24 protein-coding genes are annotated in these 24198 nt (G+C 38.6%); 22 read left to right on the top strand and 2 right to left on the bottom strand.

Annotated elements, in window-relative coordinates:
- Positions 1–40: 40 nt before the first annotated feature.
- Positions 41–2221, top strand: a complete 2181-nt coding sequence (locus MLOOGBEN_RS16000; protein WP_179159256.1) for a DNA topoisomerase III — start codon at positions 41–43, stop codon at positions 2219–2221.
- Between the two features lie 69 nt (positions 2222–2290).
- Positions 2291–2713 carry a transcriptional regulator MntR gene (mntR, locus tag MLOOGBEN_RS15995; protein ID WP_179159255.1) on the top strand — a complete coding sequence of 141 codons (423 nt, stop codon included), beginning with the start codon at positions 2291–2293 and terminating at the stop codon, positions 2711–2713.
- A 33-nt stretch (positions 2714–2746) separates the two neighbouring features.
- Here mntR and MLOOGBEN_RS15990 read toward each other — a convergent pair whose 3' ends face one another.
- Positions 2747–2959: a DUF3892 domain-containing protein gene (locus tag MLOOGBEN_RS15990; RefSeq protein ID WP_179159254.1), complete on the bottom strand. Its 213-nt coding sequence runs from the start codon at positions 2957–2959 to the stop codon at positions 2747–2749.
- A 124-nt stretch (positions 2960–3083) separates the two neighbouring features.
- The gene (gene metA, locus MLOOGBEN_RS15985; RefSeq protein WP_179159253.1) at positions 3084–3992 is read right to left on the bottom strand and encodes a homoserine O-acetyltransferase MetA; all 909 of its coding nucleotides are present in this window, start codon (positions 3990–3992) and stop codon (positions 3084–3086) included.
- A 202-nt stretch (positions 3993–4194) separates the two neighbouring features.
- Here metA and MLOOGBEN_RS15980 point away from each other — a divergent pair, with 202 nt between their 5' ends.
- The 20 genes from MLOOGBEN_RS15980 to MLOOGBEN_RS15890 all read left to right on the top strand — a co-directional run bounded on the left by MLOOGBEN_RS15980 (position 4195) and on the right by MLOOGBEN_RS15890 (position 24188).
- Complete coding sequence (locus tag MLOOGBEN_RS15980; protein WP_483296394.1) at positions 4195–5877, top strand: formate--tetrahydrofolate ligase; 1683 nt, start codon at positions 4195–4197, stop codon at positions 5875–5877.
- Positions 5878–5896: 19 nt separating this feature from the next.
- Positions 5897–6433, top strand: a complete 537-nt coding sequence (locus tag MLOOGBEN_RS15975; RefSeq protein ID WP_179159251.1) for a hypothetical protein — start codon at positions 5897–5899, stop codon at positions 6431–6433.
- A 133-nt stretch (positions 6434–6566) separates the two neighbouring features.
- Positions 6567–7415 (top strand): DegV family protein, encoded by an 849-nt coding sequence (locus tag MLOOGBEN_RS15970; protein ID WP_179159250.1) that lies wholly within the window; start codon positions 6567–6569, stop codon positions 7413–7415.
- 12 nt (positions 7416–7427) lie between these two features.
- Positions 7428–7631, top strand: a complete 204-nt coding sequence (locus MLOOGBEN_RS28935) for a hypothetical protein (RefSeq protein WP_218781214.1) — start codon at positions 7428–7430, stop codon at positions 7629–7631.
- Positions 7632–7704: 73 nt separating this feature from the next.
- Complete coding sequence (locus MLOOGBEN_RS15965) at positions 7705–8355, top strand: HD domain-containing protein (protein WP_179159249.1); 651 nt, start codon at positions 7705–7707, stop codon at positions 8353–8355.
- Complete coding sequence (locus MLOOGBEN_RS15960) at positions 8352–10241, top strand: ABC-F family ATP-binding cassette domain-containing protein (protein WP_179159248.1); 1890 nt, start codon at positions 8352–8354, stop codon at positions 10239–10241. The genes MLOOGBEN_RS15965 and MLOOGBEN_RS15960 overlap by 4 nt, the downstream gene beginning before the upstream one ends.
- Before the next feature lie 137 nt (positions 10242–10378).
- The gene (locus MLOOGBEN_RS15955; RefSeq protein WP_179159247.1) at positions 10379–11515 is read left to right on the top strand and encodes a conserved virulence factor C family protein; all 1137 of its coding nucleotides are present in this window, start codon (positions 10379–10381) and stop codon (positions 11513–11515) included.
- Positions 11516–11573: 58 nt separating this feature from the next.
- The gene (locus MLOOGBEN_RS15950; protein WP_179159246.1) at positions 11574–12014 is read left to right on the top strand and encodes a BrxA/BrxB family bacilliredoxin; all 441 of its coding nucleotides are present in this window, start codon (positions 11574–11576) and stop codon (positions 12012–12014) included.
- A 176-nt stretch (positions 12015–12190) separates the two neighbouring features.
- Positions 12191–12769 carry a YpjP family protein gene (locus MLOOGBEN_RS15945; protein ID WP_179159245.1) on the top strand — a complete coding sequence of 193 codons (579 nt, stop codon included), beginning with the start codon at positions 12191–12193 and terminating at the stop codon, positions 12767–12769.
- A 100-nt stretch (positions 12770–12869) separates the two neighbouring features.
- Positions 12870–13451 carry a TerD family protein gene (locus MLOOGBEN_RS15940; protein WP_179159244.1) on the top strand — a complete coding sequence of 194 codons (582 nt, stop codon included), beginning with the start codon at positions 12870–12872 and terminating at the stop codon, positions 13449–13451.
- Between the two features lie 71 nt (positions 13452–13522).
- A complete protein-coding gene (locus tag MLOOGBEN_RS15935; RefSeq protein ID WP_179159243.1) occupies positions 13523–14293 on the top strand; it encodes a TerC family protein in 771 nt (256 codons plus the stop codon).
- A 76-nt stretch (positions 14294–14369) separates the two neighbouring features.
- On the top strand, positions 14370–15566 hold the full coding sequence (locus tag MLOOGBEN_RS15930) for an HpcH/HpaI aldolase/citrate lyase family protein (protein WP_179159242.1): 1197 nt from the start codon (positions 14370–14372) through the stop codon (positions 15564–15566).
- Positions 15508–16839 (top strand): phosphoribosyltransferase family protein, encoded by a 1332-nt coding sequence (locus MLOOGBEN_RS15925; RefSeq protein WP_179159241.1) that lies wholly within the window; start codon positions 15508–15510, stop codon positions 16837–16839. The genes MLOOGBEN_RS15930 and MLOOGBEN_RS15925 overlap by 59 nt, the downstream gene beginning before the upstream one ends.
- Before the next feature lie 14 nt (positions 16840–16853).
- On the top strand, positions 16854–17975 hold the full coding sequence (locus MLOOGBEN_RS15920; RefSeq protein WP_179159240.1) for a cysteine protease StiP family protein: 1122 nt from the start codon (positions 16854–16856) through the stop codon (positions 17973–17975).
- Complete coding sequence (locus MLOOGBEN_RS15915; protein WP_179159239.1) at positions 17972–18781, top strand: hypothetical protein; 810 nt, start codon at positions 17972–17974, stop codon at positions 18779–18781. Before MLOOGBEN_RS15920 ends, MLOOGBEN_RS15915 begins: the two co-directional genes overlap by 4 nt.
- A 503-nt stretch (positions 18782–19284) precedes the next feature.
- Positions 19285–20922 carry a YceG family protein gene (locus tag MLOOGBEN_RS15910; protein WP_179159238.1) on the top strand — a complete coding sequence of 546 codons (1638 nt, stop codon included), beginning with the start codon at positions 19285–19287 and terminating at the stop codon, positions 20920–20922.
- A 33-nt stretch (positions 20923–20955) separates the two neighbouring features.
- Positions 20956–22029: a toxic anion resistance protein gene (locus MLOOGBEN_RS15905; protein ID WP_483296395.1), complete on the top strand. Its 1074-nt coding sequence runs from the start codon at positions 20956–20958 to the stop codon at positions 22027–22029.
- A gap of 40 nt (positions 22030–22069) precedes the next feature.
- Entirely contained in the window at positions 22070–22696 is a 627-nt protein-coding gene (locus tag MLOOGBEN_RS15900; RefSeq protein ID WP_179159236.1) for a TerD family protein, read from the top strand.
- A gap of 60 nt (positions 22697–22756) precedes the next feature.
- Positions 22757–23335 carry a TerD family protein gene (locus MLOOGBEN_RS15895; protein ID WP_179159235.1) on the top strand — a complete coding sequence of 193 codons (579 nt, stop codon included), beginning with the start codon at positions 22757–22759 and terminating at the stop codon, positions 23333–23335.
- A gap of 148 nt (positions 23336–23483) precedes the next feature.
- On the top strand, positions 23484–24188 hold the full coding sequence (locus MLOOGBEN_RS15890; protein WP_179159234.1) for an anthrax toxin lethal factor-related metalloendopeptidase: 705 nt from the start codon (positions 23484–23486) through the stop codon (positions 24186–24188).
- Positions 24189–24198 lie beyond the last annotated feature (10 nt).

The following is a 24198-nucleotide window of genomic DNA, read 5'->3' as shown; positions in this document are numbered from 1 at the left end:
AAAATGAATGCTGGATGCTTTATCAAAAGGAGCAATCGTAATGAAATTAATTATTGCTGAAAAGCCAGATCAAGGTTCAACACTGGCTTCTATTTTTAAAAATAAAAAACAAAATGGTTTTATTGAGGTTTTTCCCAATGAGACTTTTCCAAATGGTGCCTATGTCACTTGGGCGATTGGGCATTTATGTCAGCTTGTGAATCCAGAAACGTATGAGCCGGGATGGAAGAAATGGTCTTTGGATAATCTGCCGATGATTCCGAATCAGTTCCAATATGAAGTAACGAAGGATAAAGTAAAACAATTTTCAGTTATTCAAAAGCTGGTAAATAATCCTGCGGTAACAGAAATTATCCATGCGGGTGATGCCGGGCGTGAAGGTGAATTGATTATCCGTAATATACTTCGAATTACTGGCTGTAAAAAGCCAATGAAACGACTTTGGATATCCTCTTTAACAGCTAACTCTATTCGAGATGGGTTTAATAAATTATTAGACGAAGATTATACAAGAAATTTATATTTTGAAGCGTACACCCGGGCTTGTGCAGATTGGGTAGTCGGAATGAATGCATCAAGGCTCTATAGCCTACTGCTGCAAAAACAAGGCTTTTCAGATGTGTTTTCTGTAGGCAGGGTACAGACCCCAACATTAGCACTTATTGTAAAAAGAGAATTAGAAATTGAAAATTTCAAGTCTGAACCCTTTTGGGAAGTGATTGGCCATTTTAACATCGATGGCAAGAAATACAGAGGTAAGTGGCAGAATGATGGAGAATCACGCGTAAAAACAAAAGAAATGGCTGAGAAGGTTGCGGCGTTTTGCCGAGAAAAGCCTGCAGAAGTTTCAGATGTGATATCGGAAAGAAAAGAATTCTTTCCACCGTTACTCTATAATCTCTCAGCTCTTCAGGCTGAAGCAAATAAACGATACAAATTTTCACCGAAGAAGACACTGGATGTGCTGCAAAAACTCTATCAAAAAGGAAATGTATCCTATCCCCGCTCTGACTCGCGGTATGTAACGAAAGAAGAAGCGAATACATTCCCTGAAATACTTACTAATTTAAGTCATATCAATGGGTATGATAAATTCTTCCCACTGCCATTGGAATCAATTGCGGATAACAAACGATATGTAAACGAAAAAAAAGTTACTGATCACTATGCGATAATTCCTACTGAACAAGTTCCAAATGTTGAAAGATTAGACCCAGATGAAAAGAAACTATATGACCTCATTGTCACAAGTTTAATTGCAGCACATTATCCGAAAGCAATTGCTGAATATACGACAGTGACAACTTTAGTAGATGGACGGGCAGTATTTCAATCAAAGGGAAAGGTCCAAATCGATGAAGGCTGGCGGAAGGTAATCAACCAAAAGGAAAAAGAGGATGAACCGGCACTGCCGAAAGTTTCAAAAGGGGAACAAGGCCGTACAACGAAGGTGGATGTAAAAGAGAGCCAGACACAGCCGCCAAAACGCTATACTGAAGGTCAGTTAATCACGTTAATGAAGACTGCCGGGAAGCATATCGAAGACAAGGAAATGGAGAAAATATTATCTAAGACAGAAGGTCTTGGTACTGAGGCAACAAGGGCTGGAATTATTACGATGTTGAAGGACCGAAAATATATTGATGTAACCAAGAACTTAGTTTATGCAACTTCAAAAGCAAGAATATTGATAGAAGCGATTGGTGAGGAAATTCTGGCTTCCCCAGAAATGACGGCAAAATGGGAGCAGAAATTAAAAGAAATCTCTGAGGGGTCTGCTTCTCCAAAGAATTTCATGGAACAAACCAATAAAATGGTCTACCATCTGATTTCTTCTGGAGTGGGACATTCTGCAAATTGGATATTTTCAGAAGATGTTCGTGAAAATTTCACTCCAAGTAAGAAGATGACAAAGGGTAAAGGCAGTACGAAGCTGGGGAATTGTAAAAAATGTGATGGCTCAGTGGTTGATAAAGGAAACTTTTATGGTTGTTCGAACTATCAAAAAAACCAGTGTAATTTCACAATATCAAAAAAAATCCTCGGGAAAAACATTACCCAAAAGAATATTAAACTCCTCTTAACGGAAGGGAAAACAGAGTTGATTGAAGGGTTTACGAATAAGGATAAAACCTTTAATGCAAGGCTTTTTCTCGATGAACAGGAGAAAAGGGTCAAGTTTTTATTTGAAGAACCAAGTGCTAAAAGTGTGACAAAGTGATAATTCAACTTGTCACTATTTTTTTTCTATAGTAAACTTTTAGAAGAGTAATTTTTTTGGAGGTCCGGGATGCCAACACCTAGTATGGAAGATTATATTGAACAAATATATATGTTAATTGAAGAAAAAGGGTATGCCCGTGTTTCAGATATTGCAGAGGCACTATCTGTTCATCCCTCCTCTGTAACAAAAATGGTACAAAAGCTCGACAAAGATGAATATTTAGTCTATGAAAAATACAGAGGCTTCAGTTTAACCACAAAAGGGAATAAGATTGGGAAACGCCTTGTATTTAGACATGATTTACTTGAACAATTCTTAAAAATTATCGGAGTGAAAGATGAAAATATCTATAATGATGTCGAAGGAATCGAGCACCACTTAAGCTGGGATTCGATTGAAAGAATCGTTGACCTCGTTCAATTTTTCCAAGAAGATGAAACGAGAATAGAGGCATTAAAAGAAATTCAAAAACAAAACGAAGCTGAATAAGCGTAAAGCACCTGGCCGCCGCCAGGTGCTTTTTTAGAATAAATCAGGGTAATGGTCAAAGGATGGTTCCAGCTCGGGGCTTAGAACAAGATTACCATCATAATCCTCAATCGCTTGAACGCCTTTGATGACGCCGTTTGCAGCTTCCATTAATGCTTTTTGATAGGAAATAATCCGTCCTCCGGATGTGACAAAGCTGATAATCTCTCCAACATGGTTTCGATGCAGTGCTACGACTGTTTCCACAACGTTTACCCCCTTTGCTCGATATTCTTTCTATAATTTTATAAAAATAAACGAAGAATAAATAAAAAATAATACTTTAAAGACATTGAAAAAGAAGCATCGGTTTATCCCGATGCTTCTTTTCTTAATCCCAATTAAATGGTGTTTCTTGATAGACATAATAGTTGAGCCAGTTTGAGAAGAACAAGTGGCCATGAGAACGCCAGCGATTGATTGGCGGCTGCGTAGGATCATTGTTTGGAAAGTAATTTTCCGGAATATGAATTTGCAGCCCTCTCTCAATATCCCGATTGTATTCTTGAGCTAAGGAATCAGACTCATACTCCAAGTGTCCTGTTATCATCACATGTTTTCTGTCATGGGAGGCAATAAGCAGGGCTCCAGCATACTCCGAGGCAGCCAACAGCTTAAGTTCAGGTTTCTCATGAATTTCTCCAATCGATACATCTGTATATCGGGAAACAGGAGCATAAAAATGATCATCAAAACCACGCAGGAGTAAATCATTTTGCTCGAAAACTTGGTGCTCATAGATTCCTGAACATTTACGAGATAGTTCAAATTTATCAATCCCATAATGATAAAAGAGTGCAGCCTGTGCTCCCCAGCAAATATGAAGGGTAGAGGTGACATTGGTTTTGGTCCAGTCCATAATCTCGGTAAGTTCTTCCCAATACTTTACTTGCTCAAACTCCATTAGCTCAACAGGAGCACCAGTAATAATCATGCCATCATATTTTTGATTTTTGATTTCAGAAAAGGTGGTATAGAATTGTTCAAGATGTTGTTTGCTCGTGTTTGTAGATTCATAGGAATTGGTTTTTAAAAATTTTACATTTACCTGCAGCGGGCTGTTTCCCAATAGCCTTAAGAGCTGCGTCTCTGCCTTTTCTTTTTCGGGCATTAAATTTAATATAAGTAGTTTTAATGGCCGAATGTCCTGACGTATTGCCCGTTCGTCGTCCATGACAAAGATATTCTCATGTTCAAGGATTTCTTTCGCAGGCAGCAGCTTTGGAATGTTAATAGGCAAGGTGCACTCCCCCTTTATTTCTTTTCAAGTTAAGTTAAGTATATAGTATATTTTTAAAATTCGGTTATTAACATTATAAACATTATCTTAAATTCAGAAAAGAATAATATCTTGTGAAAAATATTACACGAAATAAATCAGTGATTTGATACAATAAAAGAGGTTTACAATTCTATGTGAATGCGGGGGATCATTTTTGCAAATGAAAACATCAGTTAAGTCAGACATTGAAATTGCACAAGAATCAACCATGAAACCTATTGGGGAAATTGCCAAAACAATTGGTTTAACGGAAGATGACCTCGAGCTTTTTGGGAAATATAAAGCGAAAATTTCATATGAGGCACTTTCGAAGATTGAATCAAATAACAGTGGGAAAATCATTCTTGTTACTTCCATCAATCCTACACCTGCAGGTGAAGGTAAATCTACGGTAACAGTTGGTCTAGGTGACGCGTTTGGGCGCATTGGCAAGAAAGCAATCATTGCGATTAGGGAGCCTTCTTTAGGACCGACAATGGGAATCAAAGGTGGGGCAGCTGGTGGCGGCTATTCACAGGTATTGCCGATGGAAGAAATTAATTTGCATTTTACTGGTGACTTGCATGCGATAACTACAGCAAATAATGCTCTGGCCGCATTACTCGACAATCATATTCAACAAGGAAATGAGCTTAAAATTGACCAGCGCCGCATCGTCTGGAAACGTGCAGTTGATTTAAATGATCGCGCATTGAGAAAGGTCATTATTGGGCTCGGCGGACCTCTTCAAGGAGTCCCTCGTGAGGATGGCTTTGATATAACTGTTGCCTCTGAGATCATGGCCGTTCTATGTTTGGCTTCAGATTTGAAGGATTTAAAATTACGATTAGCACGAATGGTTGTTGCCTATAATGACAAAAAGGAACCTGTAACGGTTGGGGATCTTGGGGTTGAAGGTGCGCTGACATTATTGCTAAAGGATGCGGTGAAACCGAATCTCGTACAAACCATCGAACATACACCCGCACTCGTGCATGGCGGGCCTTTTGCGAATATTGCTCATGGCTGTAATAGTGTGATTGCTACCCGTGCCGCTGCAAAGCTAGGTGATTATGTAATAACAGAGGGCGGTTTTGGAGCTGATTTAGGAGCGGAAAAGTTTTTACATATTAAAGCAAGAAGTGCGGGTATTAAGCCAGAAGCAGTGGTAATTGTCGCAACCATCCGGGCATTAAAAATGCATGGAGGGGTAGCCAAATCTGATTTGGCAAAGGAAAACATCGCATCGTTAACCTTGGGCTTTGCTAATCTGCAAAAACATATCGAGACAATTAAAAGCTTTGGCTTACCAGTGGTTGTAGCGATTAATAAATTCATTACCGATACCGATTTAGAAGTTCAAACACTGCTGGAATGGTGTAAACGGGAGACTGTCCCTGTTGCCTTAACAGAGGTATGGGAAAAAGGCGGTGCCGGTGGAGTTGAGCTTGCGGAGGCACTTCTAGAGGTAATCGAAAAAGAAGAAAATAAATTTCATCCATTATATGATTTATCTGATTCACTCGAATCAAAAGTAAGAACCATTGTCCAAAAGGTATATGGGGGAAAAGATGTAGAATTCTCATCGAAAGCAAAAAAACAGCTTGAGGATTATGAAAAATTCGGATGGTCTAATTTAGCCATTTGTATGGCTAAGTCTCAATACTCCTTGTCTGATGACCCAACGAAACTAGGGAGACCAACAGACTTTACGGTAAATGTCAGAGAGTTCAAACCATCGATTGGAGCTGGGTTTATTGTGGCTCTAACTGGAGAAGTTATGACGATGCCAGGATTGCCAAAGAAACCTGCAGCCTTAAATATGGACGTAGACGAAAATGGCAAGGCGCTAGGTTTGTTTTAACAAAATTGAGGTGAGTTGAATGTTTGATCCAACTGCTTTTGATAATATGAAGGTAATCATTGAAGGTGCAATTTACGATTTAGACCTAGCAGGTGAAATTGTGATTATTGATCGCAATGATCAGATGAATATGGCGAAAATGTCGCGCAGCTTTGATATGCACTTTCAATTACCTGATGCAAAAGGAAATATGGTTACTGCCAAAATGGAAATCAAAGCCGATATGGTTAACCTCGCTGCTGAGCTTTTATCTGATGTGCTTTCACAGAAACATTCAGGATGCAAATTAAGACTTCAATTTTTTCATAAGGACATTACGGATGAAAAACAATTAAAGGAAATTAATTGGATCCTAACTGAAATTTGGGGGGGAACAAGAGAAATTTGTCAATCCGTCACGATTACTCCCTCAAAAGCACTCATTACGAATACGATTTCAATTGAATTTGACAGACTCATCGGTGAAGACCAGATGAATGATTTGGTTGAATTGCTTGATTTTATGGTATCAACCATTAAACACCTGCAATCATACCTTCTTGAAAGCAGTAAATAATAATCTCCAAAAACCAGCTCATTCATTTAAGCTGGTTTTTTATTGTATAAATTATTTACAATATTTTGATTTCAAGGTACGATTATTTTAACTAGATATTAAGACCTCATACCAATAATAGGGGGAGATTCCATTGGTTAAAACGGCATGGGTAACGGACAGTACTGCTTTTTTAGATGACGAATTAAAAAATCATCCTGATTTGTATACAATACCATTAACAATATTACTAGATGGCGAAGAATTTGCTGACGGAATTGATTTAACCGCAGCACAGCTTTATGCAAGGTTGAAGGAGCTTAAGTCTCCACCTAAATCGTCGCAGCCAGCAGTAGGAGTTTTTAAAGAATTATACGAAAAACTTTCAAAGGAATATGACCAAGTGGTGGCAGTTCTACTATCAGGAAAACTAAGTGGAACAGTGTCCTCTAGTGAACAGGCAGCAAAGCTTGTTGACATTCCAGTTACAACCTTTGATTCCCAAATCCTAACTGCACCAATGACAGCTTTATTAAAAAAAGGAATCGAACTAGTAGAAGCAGGAAATAGTATTGAATCTGTAATTGATCAATTAGAATCATTAAAGACTACAAATGAGACATATGTTCTAATTGGAAGCTTAGAGCAGCTTCACCGGAGCGGCAGGATGTCTGGCTTACAGTTCTTTTTAGGAAGTATGCTAAATGTGAAGCCAATCATTTCGATTGAAGATGGTGCCCTTAATACAAAAGAAAAAGTAAGAAGCGATAAGAAGGCGAAGGAAAAGATTCTTGATTACCTTAAATCTTCCTACGAAAAGCATAATTTTAAAGAAGTATATATTCTATATGGATTACACCTGGAGCACGCAAATGAATGGAAAGTGGAAATAGAGAAATTATATCCTGAGCTGATAGTGACTTGCTGTCCGCTGGGTGCTGTTATTGGCGTTCACGCCGGCGAAAACACACTTGGCATCAGCTGGCATAATGGATTGAAATAACTTTATCCCCTAGTGAGCATACTAAAAGGGCAGTTCATTTTTGATGAGGGGGTAATCATCATCAGTAAGCAAGGTAGACAAAATCCAAATATGACACGTGAGCAAATTGAAAAACAAGATCAGAAAAATGATGTTGAACTAGGCAGCGAGTTTACAATTGGGAACACAAAATCGCAAAGCCAGAAAAAAAGCGGCCGTCAAGCCAACAAAAAATAACTCCGAATTCTTTCGGGGTTATTTTTTATGCGTTTTTCATGGTAAAATAGCATGGGTGAAGGAAGGTGTCTAAATGAACGAACAAATTATCGAACAAACGGTAACCTATGTCCGTAATGAACTAGGGGAAGACGCAACAGGGCATGATTGGTATCATGTTGACCGTGTTAGACGGGCAGCTTTACATATATGTGATCAAGAGCAAGCAGGTGACCCATTCATTATTGAAATGGCGGCCCTTTTGCACGATATACCTGACGAAAAGCTAAATGATAGTGCTGAAGCAGGTCGAAATAAACTGGATTTATTTTTTCAAAGTATTAAGCTTCCAAATGATGTACAAAACGCTATTGTTCAAATTATTGAAAATATTTCATATAAAGGTGGAAGAAAAACGGAGCTAACTAGCGTTGAGGCAAAAATCGTTCAGGATGCGGACCGATTAGACGCCATTGGAGCGATTGGGATTGCGAGGACTTTTGCTTATGGCGGTAAAAAAGGACAACCCATCTACGATCCAAAGCTAAATGTTCGGGAAGAAATGAGTCTAGAAGAATACCGAAAAGGAAAATCAACCAGTATTCATCATTTCTATGAAAAATTATTAAAATTGAAGGACTTACTGAATACAGATACAGCGAAGGAAATGGCAGAAAAGCGTCATCAAGTGATGGAGCTATTTTTAGAACAATTTTATCTAGAATGGGATGGTCAAGGCCGATGAAAATGCTCACAGTCGAAAATGTTACGAAAACGTATGGAGAAAAGCAGCTTTTTAACAATATTTCCATAACGATTGGTGAAAAAGAGCGAGTCGGCTTAATTGGGATTAATGGAACGGGAAAATCCTCACTTTTGAAAATTATTGCTGGCTTGGATCAGCCGGATGCCGGCAAGATTATCACGGGCAAGGATTACAGTATTGCGTTTCTTGACCAGCAGCCAGATTTGGATTCAGATAAAAGTGTTCTTGAACAAGTTTTTCATGGCGATGCACCTATTCTTAGGTTAATGCGTGAATACGAAAAGACGCTTTTGTTATTAAATACTGCTCCAAATGATACGAAGATTCAAGAGGATTTATTCCAACTGCAAAAACAAATGGATGCTTTAAATGCTTGGGATGCTAGTACAAATGCCAAGTCGATATTAATGAAACTCGGAATCGAGGATTTTACTAAGAAAATTGGTGAGCTTTCTGGGGGTCAGAAGAAAAGGGTAGCTTTAGCGCAAGTTCTCATTGCTGAGCCGGATTTACTAATACTCGACGAGCCTACAAACCACCTAGACTTTGACTCTGTTAAGTGGCTGGAGGATTACTTAAGTAGATATAGCGGTTCTATCCTGCTTGTCACACATGATCGATATTTTTTAGACCGAGTTGCTAATAGAATGTTTGAATTAGATGGCGGTAATCTTTATAGCTATAAAGGAAATTATGCCGCATTTTTAGAAGCAAAAGCCATCCGTGAAGAAAATGAGGCTGCAACCTTTGAAAAAAGGCAGAACCTTTTTAGAAGAGAACTTGAGTGGATGAGACGTGGTGCTAAGGCACGTACAACGAAGCAAAAAGCACGGATTCAGCGTTTTGATGAACTGGAAGATAAGCTATCTGGAGGGAAGCCTGCAGGGGAAAAGGTTGATATCTCATTAAATGGAAGCAGGCTTGGGAAACAAGTCTTTGAACTGAAGGATGCCTCAAAATCTTACGGGGCAAAAACAATTCTAAATCACTTTGATTTACTTGTAAAACCAGGAGATCGCCTAGGGATTATCGGCAGAAATGGAACAGGAAAGTCGACATTATTAAATGTTCTGGCTAAAAAACTGCCGCTCGATGAAGGTGAATTCATCATGGGGCAGACAGTGAAGATTGCTTATTATACACAGGAAAACGAAGACATGGATGAGAACAAGCGGATGATTGAATATATTAAAGAAACTGCAGAGGTGATTGAGACATCAGATGGGAAAACACTATCTGCCGCACTCATGCTCGAACGTTTTCTATTCCCTCCATTCTCCCATGGAACACCAATCCGCAAATTGTCAGGCGGCGAAAAGCGGCGTTTATACTTATTGAAGCTATTAATGACGGCACCTAATGTCCTGTTGTTGGATGAGCCTACCAATGATCTTGATACACAAACATTGACTGTTTTGGAAGATTATCTTGAAGAATTCCCTGGTGTTGTGATTACCGTATCCCATGATCGATATTTCCTAGATAAAGTGGTCGATCAGCTGCTTGTCTTACGTGGAGAAGGAAGAATTGATTCTTTCTACGGAAATTACAGTGAATACCTAGAAAAGGATTCAGCTGTAGAAACGAAAAAGACGGTTGCGAGCTCAGCTGCACCTGCTAAAGCTCCTGAAAAGGAAAAAAAGAAAAGAATGACCTTTAAGGAGAAAAAAGAGTGGGAAGAAATTGACAATTTGATTGAGAAAACGGAATCCCGACTAGAAGAAATTGCCGAAGAAATGGGGAGCACCGGCAGCGACTTCACAAAAGCGCAGGAATTAATGAAATTAGAAGCAGAATTAAACGAAAAGCTCGAGTATTTGATCGAAAGATGGGAATATCTAGCTGAATTAGCTGAAAGTGAGTAGAAAAGTGCGTCGATGACGTACTTTTTTTTATCAGATAAATTTATATCAGCGTTGCAGCATTTACAAGACCAATTTCTAGAATGAAATATAATCATTATGTTAAACTTGTAAAAGAGTAACTAAAGAAGGTGATCTTCATGAAAATAAAGGCAATCGAACCAACTCCAAGCCCAAATACGATGAAAATAATCTTAGATCAAGAACTGCCAATGGGAAAAAGCCATAATTATAAAAAAGAAACTGCAGCCCAAGCACCAGGCATCATCCAAAATATACTTCAAATTGAGGGAATTAAAGGTGTCTATCATGTGGCTGATTTCTTAGCTGTTGAAAGAAATGCGAAGTACGACTGGAAGGATTTATTGCCGCAAGTCCGCCATTCGTTTGGGGAATCAGCAGAACTAGAAGCTGAGTCCCAAAAGAAATTAGACGAGCACTTTGGTGAAATCAAGGTGGAAGTCCAAATGTTTAAGGATATCCCTCTTCAGGTTAAACTGACTGATGGAACAACAGAGAAAAGATTTGGAATGCCTGAATACTTTTTAAAAGCAAGAGAACGCGCCCAGCTTCCGGAAGAAAATTATATCTTGCTCCGTCGATGGGATACTCAAGGTGTTCGCTATGGTGAATTTGACCAAATTGGTCAGGAAGTAGTCGAAGAATTAATTGCGGCTTATCCTACAAAGCGGCTTGAGGACCTAGTCTCCAAAGCCCAAACGAAGGAATCTGCAACCAAACAAACACCAACAAGAGAACGTAGAAAAGTTACTTTAGCCTCTTTAGAGAATCCTGATTGGCAAATTCGCTATCAGCTTCTTGAACAAATGGATGATCCTGAACTAGAGGACCTGCCTGTTTTAGAAAAAGCGTTAGCAGATGAAAAACCATCAATCCGCAGACTCGCCACTGTGTATCTAGGGATGATTAAAGACCAAAGAGTCTTACCGTATTTATATAAAGCATTAAAAGATAAAACGGTTACGGTGAGAAGGACTGCTGGAGATTGTTTATCAGACCTTGGTTTTCCTGATGCAAGTGAAGAGATGACCAAAGCACTGCAAGACTCAAGTAAATTAGTACGTTGGCGTGCTGCGATGTTTTTGTATGAAGTAGGTGATGAAAGCTCATTGCCAGCTTTAAAGGCGCTTGAAAATGATCCTGAATTTGAGGTCAGTATGCAAATAAAAATGGCAATCGAAAGAATCGAAGGCGGAGAAGCAGCAAAAGGTTCCGTATGGAAGCAAATGACGGAAGCGCGGAAAACAGACAACTAAATTGCACATAGCAAATTAGATATAGTAAACTGCAAATAAAGAAAGTGAGGTTTTTATTATGTCAATGGCATACGAAGAATATATGAGACAAATGGTTTTACCGATGCGTGAGGAGTTAACAAGAACAGGATTTCAAGAACTTACAACTGCTGAAGAAGTGGAAAACTATATGGAAAATGCAAGTGGTACTACACTTGTCGTTGTAAATTCAGTTTGCGGATGTGCAGCTGGACTTGCAAGACCTGCAGCAACTCAAGCTGTTTTAACTAGCGATAAAAAACCAGAAAATCTTGTAACCGTCTTTGCTGGACAGGATAAAGAAGCAACAGCAAAAATGCGCGAGTATTTCGAGGGCATTGAGCCATCTTCTCCATCAATGGCATTGTTGAAAGGAAATAAAGTGGTTCACTTTATCCCGCGTCATGATATTGAAGGTATGCCGATGGAATCCATTATGGATAATTTAAAGGCTGCGTTTGAAGCCAATTGCTTAAAGTAAAGGATGTCATTTGACATCCTATTTTTTTGGAGGTTTTTAAGAGGTTCTAAAAAAATGCTACTATTCTGAAGGGAATGATTTTTCATTTTGCTTGCAAAAGAGGTATAATAATTGATAAGAGTCAAAAAAATTCGGAAAAATTAATTGAATTCTTCCAGGTACAAAGGGGAAAAAAGATGAATAAGTGGATTCGTAAATCAGTTGTCGTACTAGTTTCACTTTTAACATTTGGTCTTATTACACCCACTCAATTAATAAATAACGTTAATGCTGAGAAAACTAATGAGAGAGATACAGTTGAATCTGCACCGTCTCAACAGACTAGTTATTTTGAAGAATCTCATGTTGATAAAGAAGGGATTCTAAAGGAGTTACTTAAACAAGCGGAGCAGCAGTCCTATCAAAAATTTGGCACCAGAATTAAACCTGTCATTGAGAATGAATTTAGGGTAATTATTTTGCCAAATATTGAAAAAGCCATTCAGGAAACAGCAACACAGTTTCCAGCTGAGGACTTAGTAAACTTAGCTATCACAGAGTCTCCGGGGAAAGGGCAATCAGAAAAGATTTTTAACATCAAAAATAGTGATACAAATAGTGATGTTCTTCGGTTTCATGTTAGAAGAGATAACCCGCCGCAAGCAGGTTACTGGTTCAACTTTCATTACCATACATATCATGACGGGTTCCAAAGTCATCATGAGCTGGGATCAATCTATTGGGATAAAAATACACCGCCGAAATGGATGAGTTAATGATTTGCGTATTACTATGAAAAAGTTTTATTATAATTAGTGAAACCTTTTCTAGAGAATCTCGTATATAGACTATTACCTAAAATGGAGGAATGTAAAAATGGCAATTAGTTTATCAAAAGGACAAAAAGTAGACTTAACAAAAACAAATCCTGGGTTAACAAATGTAGTAGTTGGATTAGGCTGGGATACAAATAAATATGATGGCGGTAATGATTTCGATCTAGATTCATCCGTTTTCTTATTAGGCGATAATGGTAAGGTTACAAACGAAACAGACTTTGTGTTCTACAATAATCCAAAAGGTGCTAACGGTGCAGTTGTACATAATGGAGATAACCGAACAGGTGAAGGTGACGGGGATGATGAGCAAGTTAATATCAATTTAACTGCAATTCCAGCTAACATTCAGCGAGTGACTTTCACAATTACGATTCATGATGCAGCCGCAAGAAATCAAAACTTTGGTCAAGTATCCAATGCATACGCTCGTATTTTCAATGAAGCTAATGGTGAGGAACTGATCCGTTATGATTTAGGAGAAGACTTCTCTATTGAAACGGCTGTTGTTGTTGGCGAATTATACCGACATAACGGCGAATGGAAGTTTAGCGCAATTGGCAGCGGCTATCAAGGCGGCCTTGCAGCTCTTGCAACAGACTTCGGATTATCAGTAGGATAACAACTAGATTAAAGACCCAGCAAATGCTGGGTCTTTGAAAAAACATACAACATCCGGGAGGAATTTTTTTTATGTCTGTTTTACAAGGAATTTTAGATACGTATGCACAATTTTTTAACTGGGAAATGTGGGGGCAGGTTTTAACAGATCCTGTTGCTTGGGGCTTGATTGGGACACTAGTTATCCTAGAAGGACTACTTTCCGCGGATAACGCACTTGTTCTAGCTGTTATGGTAAAACACTTACCACTTGAAAAACGTAAAAAAGCACTTTTTTATGGATTATTAGGAGCTTATGTTTTCCGTTTTATCGCCATTGGGGTCGGGGTATTCTTAATTAAACTTTGGTGGGTAAAGATTCTAGGTGCAGGGTATCTAGCATGGCTATCTATTAAGTATTTCATGGATAAACGTAAAGCAGCGCAGAGTGAAGAGGAAGAAGCGCATGGAATGAACCAAACTGGTCTTCTTATTCGTCTATTTGGAACCTTCTGGGGAACAGTTGTTGCGGTTGAATTAATGGACATTGCATTCTCCGTTGACAGTGTGCTTGCAGCATTTGGTGTCAGTGAAGAAATTTGGGTGTTATTAGTCGGAGGTATGCTTGGGGTATTAATGATGCGTGGAATTGCCGGAGTTTTCTTGAAATTAATTGACCGTGTACCTGAGCTTGAAACATCTGCTTATGTTTTAATTCTATTAATTGCTGCAAAAATGCTTATCGCAGTTTTCGGTATTCACCTGCCACATTCGCTCTTCTTTATTATTATTTTAGTTACATTCGGTGCCACTTTCATTATTCATTTCAGGAACAAAAAGAAAGAATTGGGCAAAGAATCATAATTATCATCGTACGACATAAAATGGGGAACAGACGAAAGTCAGTCCCCATTCTTTTTTATTAAAGGAGTCATTAAGAATGAAGTATTTTACTTATTTTTATGAAAATGAGCTTGAGGCAATGTTTTTTCAAACGCCTAAGGACTTTAACAAGTACAGTGATCGGGAGCTTTTATCCTATGGTCTAGGTGCAACGCTATATATGCCGGCAACTCGTCCCAACATTCATCAAGACCTCCTCTCCAAAAAGCATGAAGGATTAACTTCGCTGGTTATTGATTTAGAGGATGCCGTTGGCGATATTGAAGTTGAAAAAGCGGAAGTGTTGCTTATAGGGGAATTGCTTAAGCTATATGGTGAAATCAATAAAAAGTATTTGACGATTGATGATTTACCACTTATGTTTATCCGGATTCGGAATATAGAGCAGCTTAAAAGAATCAAAGAACAATTAGGGAATGCCATCGAACTGTTAACGGGAGTGGTTTTACCGAAATTTAATGCGGAATCTGGTGAAGCTTTATTAGCTGAGGTTGCGAATATACATACAGAACACAAGCCTTTTTATGCCATGCCTATTCTTGAAAGTGATAAATTAATACAAAAAGAAACAAGAATGACCGAACTAATGGATATTAAACATCTCCTTGATCACTATAAGAATAATATTTTGAATGTTCGAATTGGGGCTACGGATTTCTGCGGGTTATATGGAATTCGCAGAAGTGTAGATACCACCGTTTACGAGATTACTGTTTTACGAGATTGCATTGCAGATATTATTAATGTTTTTCAACGATCAGAGAGTCCTTATGTGATTTCAGGACCGGTCTGGGAGTATTTCTCCTCGAAACCAAGAATGCTAAAACCGCAGCTAAGGCAAACTCCATTTCGTGAACGATATGGTGACGAAGGCTTGAAATGGCGGGCTGAACTAATTGACCAAAATTTAGACGGTCTTATCAGAGAGGTATTAATGGACATTGCCAATGGGCTAACGGGAAAAACAATTATCCATCCTACTCATATTAAAGCAGTCCAGGCCCTCAATGTTGTAACGTACGAGGAATACATCGATGCATGTTCGATTGTTGAAGCAGCAAACGGTGAAATTGGTGTGAAGAAAAGTAATTTTTCCAATAAGATGAATGAAATAAAGCCCCATTTATTTTGGGCAAAAAAAATTCTATTAAAATCTCAGCTTTACGGGGTGCTGCATGAAGGATACACAAATATCGACCTTATCAAAAAAGACGTATACGTATACAATTCTTGATGCGATTAACGTAGACATTGAGGTAACTGATAACCCATATCAGTTACCTCTTGAAGAACTGTTTACGATGGCAGCAAGAATTAATAAAAAACGTTCGTTTTTATTTGTCAGTAAAGTTCTAGGAAAGCATTTGCCCATTCATCCGCAAAGAGGTTTGTTAACAGCCGCATTACTTACAGCAAGATATGCAGAAAATAAAGGTTTGGATGTTAAGGTTACAGAGGGATTAATTAACACCTTTGTTCAGAAAGAAACACAATTCCAAAGTGCAGCTTTTATCCCAAACTCTGTTAATCCGGTAGTTATCGGATTTGCTGAGACTGCGACGGCACTAGGGCATGCTTTTTTTGATTGCTTTGAAGAGGCAGAGTTTTTCCATACGACACGAGAAGAGATTAGTAGTTTAACACCTAGTATAACATTTGAAGAAGAGCATTCTCATGCTACCTCGCATCGCTGCTATATTCCACTGGATATGATAAATAATGAACGTGAAATTATCTTAGTAGATGATGAAATGACCACGGGAAAAACAGCCATCAATATTATTCAATCCATCCATGCTCAGTTTCCTAGGAAGGAATATAGTGTTGTATCGATTTTGGATTGGCGCTCTGAGGAAAACAAACAACAGTTTGCACAGCTAGAAAAAACACTTGGGATAACGATTAACATTGTAAGTTTGATAAGTGGCAAGGTTCAAGTAGAAGCGAAAGGTAAGCTTCAAGAAATAGTGCAACCAAATACACATCCAAGGATTAAATCATCTATTGAAGAAGTCTCATTATCAGCTATCTTTGATAAAGCTTGTACCTCAATTAATAATAAAACTCCACTTATCAAAGAAACAGGTCGCTTTGGGACAAATAGCTATGATAATCAAGTACTTCATAAGAAAATAAATGCTGCAGCTGCTTTGTTAAGACAGTACAGGACGGGAGATAACACTCTTTGTTTAGGAACTGGGGAATTCATGTATTTGCCAATGAAATTGGCTGCGGAAATGGGTAGTAATGTCTTCTATCAATCAAGTACTAGAAGCCCCATCTATATTCAAGATATAGAAGGCTATGGGGCAAGACATGGAATCGGTTTTCCCAATCCAGAGGACCAGGATGTTGCCCATTTCGTTTACAATATTCCTCCAGGGGAATATGATGAACTATTTGTCTTTTTTGAGAGAAAAGTACAGGCTGAAAACCTTCAGCCATTATTAAAACAAGTAGAAAAATTACAGATAAAGTCGATTAAAATCGCCTTTTTCTCGAATTAATAGGGGTGAAAAGAATGTCGATCATAACCAATCAGCCCGCGAAAATGGGAAGCTATTCTGAGGAAGATGTTCTTTTTCTATTAAAGGATTTAAGTGATATTGAACTCGAAGATTCTACCGTGAATCGAGAATTGAGAGTTCAATCTGGTCAGCATTACAGTGAATCACTGCCGATTGAATACCAGCCGCCAAAGGAATATGTAGATTTGTTTTGGAATACCACCAGTGAATATAAAACGAAGGTTGCTTTATGCGTTGGGATTGTTGCGGAGCAAATCTATCGTCTAAAGGGGAAACAAGCCATTCTTGTATCCCTTGCTAGAGCAGGAACGCCTGTTGGAATTCTGTTTAAAAGATATATTCATTTACGGTACGGCATCTCTTTACCGCATTATAGTATTTCTATTATCCGCGACAGAGGCATAGATGAAAATGCGCTTCACTATATCCTCGCTAAACATCCTGAAGGAAATATTCAATTTGTGGATGGCTGGACAGGAAAGGGAGCCATTTCGATTGAACTGACAAAAGCATGCCAGGAGTTTGAAGAAAAGTATCAAATCAAACTTGATGATAAACTTGCCGTAATTGCTGATCCTGGTTATTGTACCACGCTTTTTGGCACGCGAGAGGACTTTCTAATTCCGAGTGCTTGTTTAAATTCAACCGTTTCAGGTCTTGTTAGCCGGACTGTATTAAATAATCAATATATTGGAAAATATGATTTTCACGGTGCTAAATATTACAGGGAGCTTCTATCCAGTGATGTCTCCAATGAATATATCAAAATGATTGCAGCTGAATTTCCAGCCATTATGGACGAGGCTGAAAAAGCTGCTTCACAAAACGTAAAAGAAGAGATAAAAACAGAATTTTTGGGTATGCAGGATGTTAAAACCGTCCTGGCAGAATTTGAGATTGATAGTACGAATTATATAAAACCAGGAGTAGGGGAGACCACACGTGTCCTTCTCCGAAGAGTCCCATGGAAAATCCTAATGCGCGATCCTTCTAGCCCTTTTGTGAAACATATACTCATGCTCGCTAAAGAAAAAGACGTAGAGGTCGTTGCCTATCCAAAAATGAATTATCTATGCATGGGCTTAATTAAATCGGTTAAGGGGACTAGCAAATGATTACAGCATCAGATCTTGATCGAACACTCATGTATTCCAATCGGGCACTCGAAGAATTCGGTATCCCGGGGAATATCGTGTTAAAGCCGGTTGAATTTTATAAGGGAAATTGGACTGGATATATGACGGAAGCTGCTTTTTCTATGTTAAAAGAAGTCAGCTCGCATAGCTTGTTTATACCCGTAACAACGCGAACGACAGAACAATTTAAGAGATTTGTGATATTTGAAAAAGAAATACCCTTAACTTATGCGATTACTACAAATGGAGCTCATATATTGTATAAAGGAGAACCTTTAAAGGATTGGTCTGAACAATTAATCATTCAATTAAAAAATGGATGTGCATCAGAAGAAGAGGTGCTTTCTGCCTTAAAAAGATCTGGAATTACATTGGATGGGGTAAGAAAACAGGCTGAGAATCTATTTTTTTACTTTATATTAAATTGTCTTCCGACCCCATCTGAACTGATAGAAATCCGTGAGCTTACAGCCCAATATGGCTGGAAAATGAGCCTCCAGGGAAGAAAACTCTACTTTATTCCAACTGCTATTAGCAAGGGGAAGGCACTTGAATTTATTTGTAACCGAGAAGGAATGAAAGCAATGGCAGGCGCGGGTGATTCTGTTCTAGATTGGGATTTTCTAAAAAACTGCACCTATCGATTCGTCCCAAGCCATGGAGAACTGCTTAAAGTGATGGGACCAGATGATATCACGCTGACAAACCAGCTCGGCGTTGCTGCAGGTGAAGAGATTCTTGAGCGTTTCCTAAATACATTATCACTCAAAGTTAACTTTTCTTAATATAAGGGTAAAAGAAATAAAAATAGATACAATTGAACAAAGCAAAAGAACCGCAAAAAAATAAAACTGACATACTAACAGTGGCAAGGACGGGAGAAAGTAACAGTGTGAAAAGTAAGCATAACCAGAACAAATCGATCATAACGAAGGTTTTTGAGACCATTAATTCCATAATGATACTTAATTCCTCGCTAACATCTTCCATTCTTGGCCGCTTATATATAAACCGCATGAAGTCACCTACTTATATGTGAGTACTCCAATAATATGTAAGGACAGGGAAAAAGGTGAAAAATGAGGAAATTCCATAGGAAAAAATGATTTGCTTTTTTCCCTCGGAAAAATGAACTGCTTTTTTCCACTAGGAATGAAACATTTTACGATTACTTTCGTATAAACAATGAACCAATTATTTAACTGTGATATGATGGTAAAGAATACCCTTACATAATTTTACTATATGAATAAAAAATCTTTCGCTTTTTTGAGGGAAGGGATTATGAATGAACTTACCATACAACCAACTGAATGTCCGACCTGTATCCCTTTCATATGAAAATTGGCTTGATATGCTGAAAACGCCCCTGTCAGAACGGCCAGAATTTTCAATAGACAAGGGAACTATTCAGATTGGGCAAGTACTGGGGAAATTTCTTGGAATTCCAATTGACAGTGATGAGTATTACAATCAGCTTTTTGAGTATGTTTCATCACCTGACCCTGACTTACATTTAATAAGTGAGGAGTCACTAAATAAAAATATTGATAATCAGCATTTTCAATCAATTCAAAAGGTGTTTAATATCGGTCAAGAACAAAAGCTTTCAATTAATCGGTTCACCGCTTTTCTAGATGGTGAGCAGCTGCTTTATAAATCAAAAATCCCAGCCATACATCGAAAAGTAAGGGAAGCCATGATTGGGACTCTCGAACTTTTTACTCATCGTGAAAAGGACGGATTAAAAAATCATGAACTAAGAAGGGTTCTAGTCGACGTGATCAAGTGGTCGATGAACCATCTAATTCCTTTATTAGAGAGTGTTGACATGCAAAAGGGAATGCCAAAATTCCTTTGGTATGGCGATATGAAAAGAAGTCAGCCTTATTTTGTTTATTATTTAATAAAGCTTGGCTGCGACTTAGTTATTTTCCATCCTGAGGGGAAGGATGAGTTAGCTGGATTTCTCGATGAAGATATCTTTACACACCATTTCCCTAATAAACAGCAGCCTGAACCTTTTCCAAAAGAGAGAAGAAACCGTCAGACCACTGTCGCTTATCGAGCATCAAGGGAAATTGAGACCATACTCAATCAAGAAGGCTCTGGGTTATATAAACCCTGGCAGTTACGGGATTACACACCATCTTCTATTACCTTAAAAACAACCTATGACGAACTGTTTATTCTTGGAAGAGAAATGGCAATGGTTCGCCCGGGTTTTGAGGTGGTGGCTGGACAGGTGAAGATTCCTTCCCTGTTTTCGAAAATACAAGGAGTAAGTAAAAATCGAAAAGAGTACTGGGATCGAATTCAAAATCTCACAGAATTCGAACATTGCTTGTTGATTCGTCAGCTGCCGTTTACATGGTCAAGCTCCAACGATTTTCGCTTTCATTATCGAAACGCGCTTTCTAGTGAAGGATTGTTGAATCCTGAAGTCATGATGCAGGCCCATTATTGGCCGTATTCATTCTTGCCAACTGGCTTACAAAAAGGGATTGCTAATGCAATACGGCGAATTTGTGAAAAGCCGGGTTTAAAGTCGTTACCAGGGGAAAGCATGGAAGAGGTAAGCATTTATTTATTTAGTCATGCGATGTTTACACCAAAAGAGATTATTCAGTTAATGGAGAAATTTGATTATTCCCAGCATGTACCGAAGCTAATTATTTATAACAATGAAAATCGCGGTATACTATCTCGATCCGATGCAGCTCTTATTTTACTTTTAAATCAATTTGGAATTGATATTATCGTTTATAACCCGCCAGGTCATAACGATATTGAAAACTTCCTTCAGGAAAGTCTATTTGATACACACTGGCTAGAGGATGTTGTTTTTGATCTAGAATATAAAGAACCTTTTAAGTTGAGAAGAAAGTTCTTTCAAGGAATCTTAAAAAATTTAAGGGGAGACTAAATCATGAATCTACAAAAACAATCTGCTGACTTAATGACGACAACTACAGATGATACACTGAGTAAAGCGAAGATTTCAGACATTAAGCTTGCCCTTCGGAAGGAAACAGAGGTTCAGAATCTCGCAAGGTCGATAGATGAAAGAGACCAGATTAAGATTTTGGAATTTGGTAAAGAGCCTGCGGTTCAAATATCTCGTTTTTCGGATCAAATTTTAGGCAATATGCGCACCACAAAGGTTGAGGACTCTGGTGAGCTTTTGAAACAGCTGACCAAAATAATGGATAGGTTTGACCCGAAGGATTTTCAAAAAACCTCACCCGGATTTTTCGGGAAGCTCTTTAAGAAGGGCGAAAAGATGATTGAAAAGGTTTTCGGCAAATACCAATCAATGGGTTCTGAAATTGATAAGGTATATGTGGAAATTTCAAAGTACCAGCATGAAATGGTAGATTCCACAAAAATGCTTGAGCAAATGTATGAGCAGAATTACCAATACTATATGACCCTTGAAAAATATGTGGTTGCTGGTGAAATGAAGGTAGAAGAGCTAAAAAACAATCAATTGCCACAGTTAGAAGCACGTGTTGCTGCAGGTGATCAGATTGCTTCGATGCAACTAGATACACTAAAAAATTCGATTGAGGCCCTAGAACAGCGAATTTATGACCTTGAAATGGCGAAAATGGTTTCGTTGCAGACAGCTCCGCAAATCCGCTTGCTGCAACGAGGAAATACGAAGCTGATTGGTAAAATTAATTCAGCCTTCGTAACCACAATTCCAATTTTTAAGAATGGTCTTATTCAGGCGGTTGCGGCAAAAAGGCAGAAGCTTGTCGCTGATTCGATGAGTGAGCTTGATCGTCGTACCAATGAAATGTTGCTAAAAAATGCGCAAAACATTTCTAAGCAAAGCACAGATATTGCAAGGCTCGCCGGTGGTCCAAGCATTAAAATCGAGACCATTGAAGAATCCTGGAACATTATCATTAAAGGTATGCAGGAAACACGAGTCATTGAAGAAGAAAACAAGCGCTTACGTGTAGAAGGAACAAAGCGTTTAGAACAGCTTCAGGATAACTTTAAAAAATTGAAACAACAATATTAATTGTTATATAAAACCAAATCTTATAATGAGGTGAATGAAATTGGCTATTAGCTTACAAAAAGGTCAACGAGTAGATTTAACAAAAGGAAATCCAGGATTATCTAAAATCATGGTAGGATTAGGCTGGGATCCAGTTCAAAGCGGTAAAAGTGGAGGCGGGGGTCTCTTCGGTGGATTGTTTGGCGGCGGAGGAGCAGGCGGCGGTGCCAATGTTGACTGTGACGCTTCCGTTATCATGCTTGGTGCCAATGATAAAATCCAAAACAACAATGACGTTATTTACTTCGGTAATCTTAAGAGTAAAGACGGCAGCGTGCAGCACTCTGGCGACAACTTAACAGGTGATGGAGACGGTGACGACGAACAAGTCATGGTTGACTTAAGCCGCGTTCCTACAAGCGTACAAAAGCTTGTTTTCGTTGTTAATATCTATGATTGCGTAAAAAGAAAGCAGCACTTTGGTATGATCCGCAATGCGTTTATTCGAGTGGTAAACCCATCTAATAATAATGAAATGATTCGCTACAATTTATCCGATGATTACAGCGGTCAAACATCATTAGTGGTAGGCGAAATTTATCGTCATAACACTGAATGGAAGTTCGCGGCTGTAGGTACTGGTACAACCGCAGCAAGCCTAAGTGAAGTAGTTCGTTCTTACAGTTAATGTCAGAGGAACAAGCCCAGCTTGTTCCTTCCAATATTTAGTGCTAAAGAGGTGATCTTGTTGGGCATCAATTTATCTAAAGGACAAAGAATTGATTTAACCAAAACAAATCCTGGATTAACAAAGGCGGTTATTGGTCTTGGCTGGGATACAAATCGCTATCATGGCGGTAACGACTTCGACCTTGACGCATCTGCATTTCTAACTGACGTCAATGGCCAAGTAACACAGGACTTAGATTTTATATTCTATAATAATTTAGTTCATACGTCTGGCGGAGTCGAGCATACAGGCGATAACCGCACAGGTGAGGGTGACGGGGACGACGAACAAATTCGTATTGATTTCAGTAAGGTTCCTTCGCACGTGCACCGGATTGCGATTGCGGTCACAATTCACGATGCAGACTCCCGGAACCAAAACTTTGGACAGGTTTCAAATGCCTTCGCTAGGTTATTTGACGAAGAGACCAATCGTGAAATCCTGCGATTTGACCTAGGCGAGGATTTTTCTGTTGAAACCGCCGTCGTGATCTGTGAGTTATATCGTCACAACGGCGAATGGAAATTCAACGCCATAGGAAGCGGTTTTTCAGGCGGATTAGCTGCACTTTGCCGCAATTATGGACTAGAAGTATAGTTTTTTCAGAAAAGCTGCCCAATTGGGCAGCTTTTCTGCAATTATATGGGGAATTTTTAGTTTGTAGAATCAAAAATTACCAAATCTACCTGCTCATCTACCATGTTATAATTCTAGTATATGATAAAACTACTAGGAGGATCATAATATGCGTAAATGGGTCGTTTCCTCCGTCATTGCCGGATTATTTATGTCGATGATTACCACCTCTAAAGCCTCATTTGACAGCATTACACTTGGTGAGTATCCAAGAAACTCTGAACTCTACCAATTTATAAATAACGAAAACTCCCTCCAACATCTATACCAAATGATTATATTACCAAACAGCCTTTTTGATGAAAAAGCAGCTGCCGGAATTATTAATAGAATGGCAAACTTGCCTGAAACGCTACTTGAAAAAATAAACCAAAATGATATTACTCTTAAACTGTTTACAGGAAAATTAACGGATAACAAAACAGCTCGATATCTAGCAGGGCAGATACCAAGAGGCTATCATTCACAAACAACGTGGGATGCAGTCCCGGGAATTGGCGGCTCACAGGTGGTTTTAGTGAAAATAGGACATAGCGAAAAAGGAAAAGGGCATGGATCGGTTAACTTAGAATTACATGAAATGGCACATTCAGTTGATAAGTTAGTTTTCGAGAATGTTAGCAAAAATAAAGAATTTCAACTGATTTGGGAACAAGAGAGAGGAATATTGTTTCCCGGAAACTCTTATTTCATCCTGCATGTGGAGGAATATTTTGCGGAGACATTTGCGATGTACCATTTAAACAAAGAAACAAATAAACAATTAAAATCCGCCGCTCCTCTTACGTATCAATTTATTAGAAATCTTCACTAACCTTTCATGT

The sequence above is a fragment of the Bacillus sp. EB106-08-02-XG196 genome (genome assembly GCF_013396335.1).
Taxonomy (GTDB): Bacteria; Bacillota; Bacilli; order Bacillales; family Cytobacillaceae; genus Neobacillus.
Note: the sequence above shows the minus strand (reverse complement) of the source record. Positions and strands in the feature narration are given on the sequence as shown.

Bases quoted from the DNA above. Each gene is read 5' to 3' on its own strand.
- MLOOGBEN_RS15980 (WP_483296394.1), top strand. From the start codon at position 4,195: ATGAAAACATCAGTTAAGTCAGACATTGAAATTGCACAAGAATCAACC.
- mntR (WP_179159255.1), top strand. From the start codon at position 2,291: ATGCCAACACCTAGTATGGAAGATTATATTGAACAAATATATATGTTA.
- MLOOGBEN_RS15905 (WP_483296395.1), top strand. From the start codon at position 20,956: ATGACGACAACTACAGATGATACACTGAGTAAAGCGAAGATTTCAGAC.
- MLOOGBEN_RS15920 (WP_179159240.1), top strand. From the start codon at position 16,854: ATGTCGATCATAACCAATCAGCCCGCGAAAATGGGAAGCTATTCTGAG.
- MLOOGBEN_RS15925 (WP_179159241.1), top strand. From the start codon at position 15,508: ATGAAGGATACACAAATATCGACCTTATCAAAAAAGACGTATACGTAT.
- MLOOGBEN_RS16000 (WP_179159256.1), top strand. From the start codon at position 41: ATGAAATTAATTATTGCTGAAAAGCCAGATCAAGGTTCAACACTGGCT.
- MLOOGBEN_RS15915 (WP_179159239.1), top strand. From the start codon at position 17,972: ATGATTACAGCATCAGATCTTGATCGAACACTCATGTATTCCAATCGG.
- MLOOGBEN_RS15965 (WP_179159249.1), top strand. From the start codon at position 7,705: ATGAACGAACAAATTATCGAACAAACGGTAACCTATGTCCGTAATGAA.
- MLOOGBEN_RS15950 (WP_179159246.1), top strand. From the start codon at position 11,574: ATGTCAATGGCATACGAAGAATATATGAGACAAATGGTTTTACCGATG.
- MLOOGBEN_RS15890 (WP_179159234.1), top strand. From the start codon at position 23,484: ATGCGTAAATGGGTCGTTTCCTCCGTCATTGCCGGATTATTTATGTCG.
- MLOOGBEN_RS15975 (WP_179159251.1), top strand. From the start codon at position 5,897: ATGTTTGATCCAACTGCTTTTGATAATATGAAGGTAATCATTGAAGGT.
- MLOOGBEN_RS15955 (WP_179159247.1), top strand. From the start codon at position 10,379: ATGAAAATAAAGGCAATCGAACCAACTCCAAGCCCAAATACGATGAAA.
- MLOOGBEN_RS15930 (WP_179159242.1), top strand. From the start codon at position 14,370: ATGAAGTATTTTACTTATTTTTATGAAAATGAGCTTGAGGCAATGTTT.
- MLOOGBEN_RS15960 (WP_179159248.1), top strand. From the start codon at position 8,352: ATGAAAATGCTCACAGTCGAAAATGTTACGAAAACGTATGGAGAAAAG.
- MLOOGBEN_RS15940 (WP_179159244.1), top strand. From the start codon at position 12,870: ATGGCAATTAGTTTATCAAAAGGACAAAAAGTAGACTTAACAAAAACA.
- MLOOGBEN_RS15910 (WP_179159238.1), top strand. From the start codon at position 19,285: ATGAACTTACCATACAACCAACTGAATGTCCGACCTGTATCCCTTTCA.
- MLOOGBEN_RS15935 (WP_179159243.1), top strand. From the start codon at position 13,523: ATGTCTGTTTTACAAGGAATTTTAGATACGTATGCACAATTTTTTAAC.
- MLOOGBEN_RS15945 (WP_179159245.1), top strand. From the start codon at position 12,191: ATGAATAAGTGGATTCGTAAATCAGTTGTCGTACTAGTTTCACTTTTA.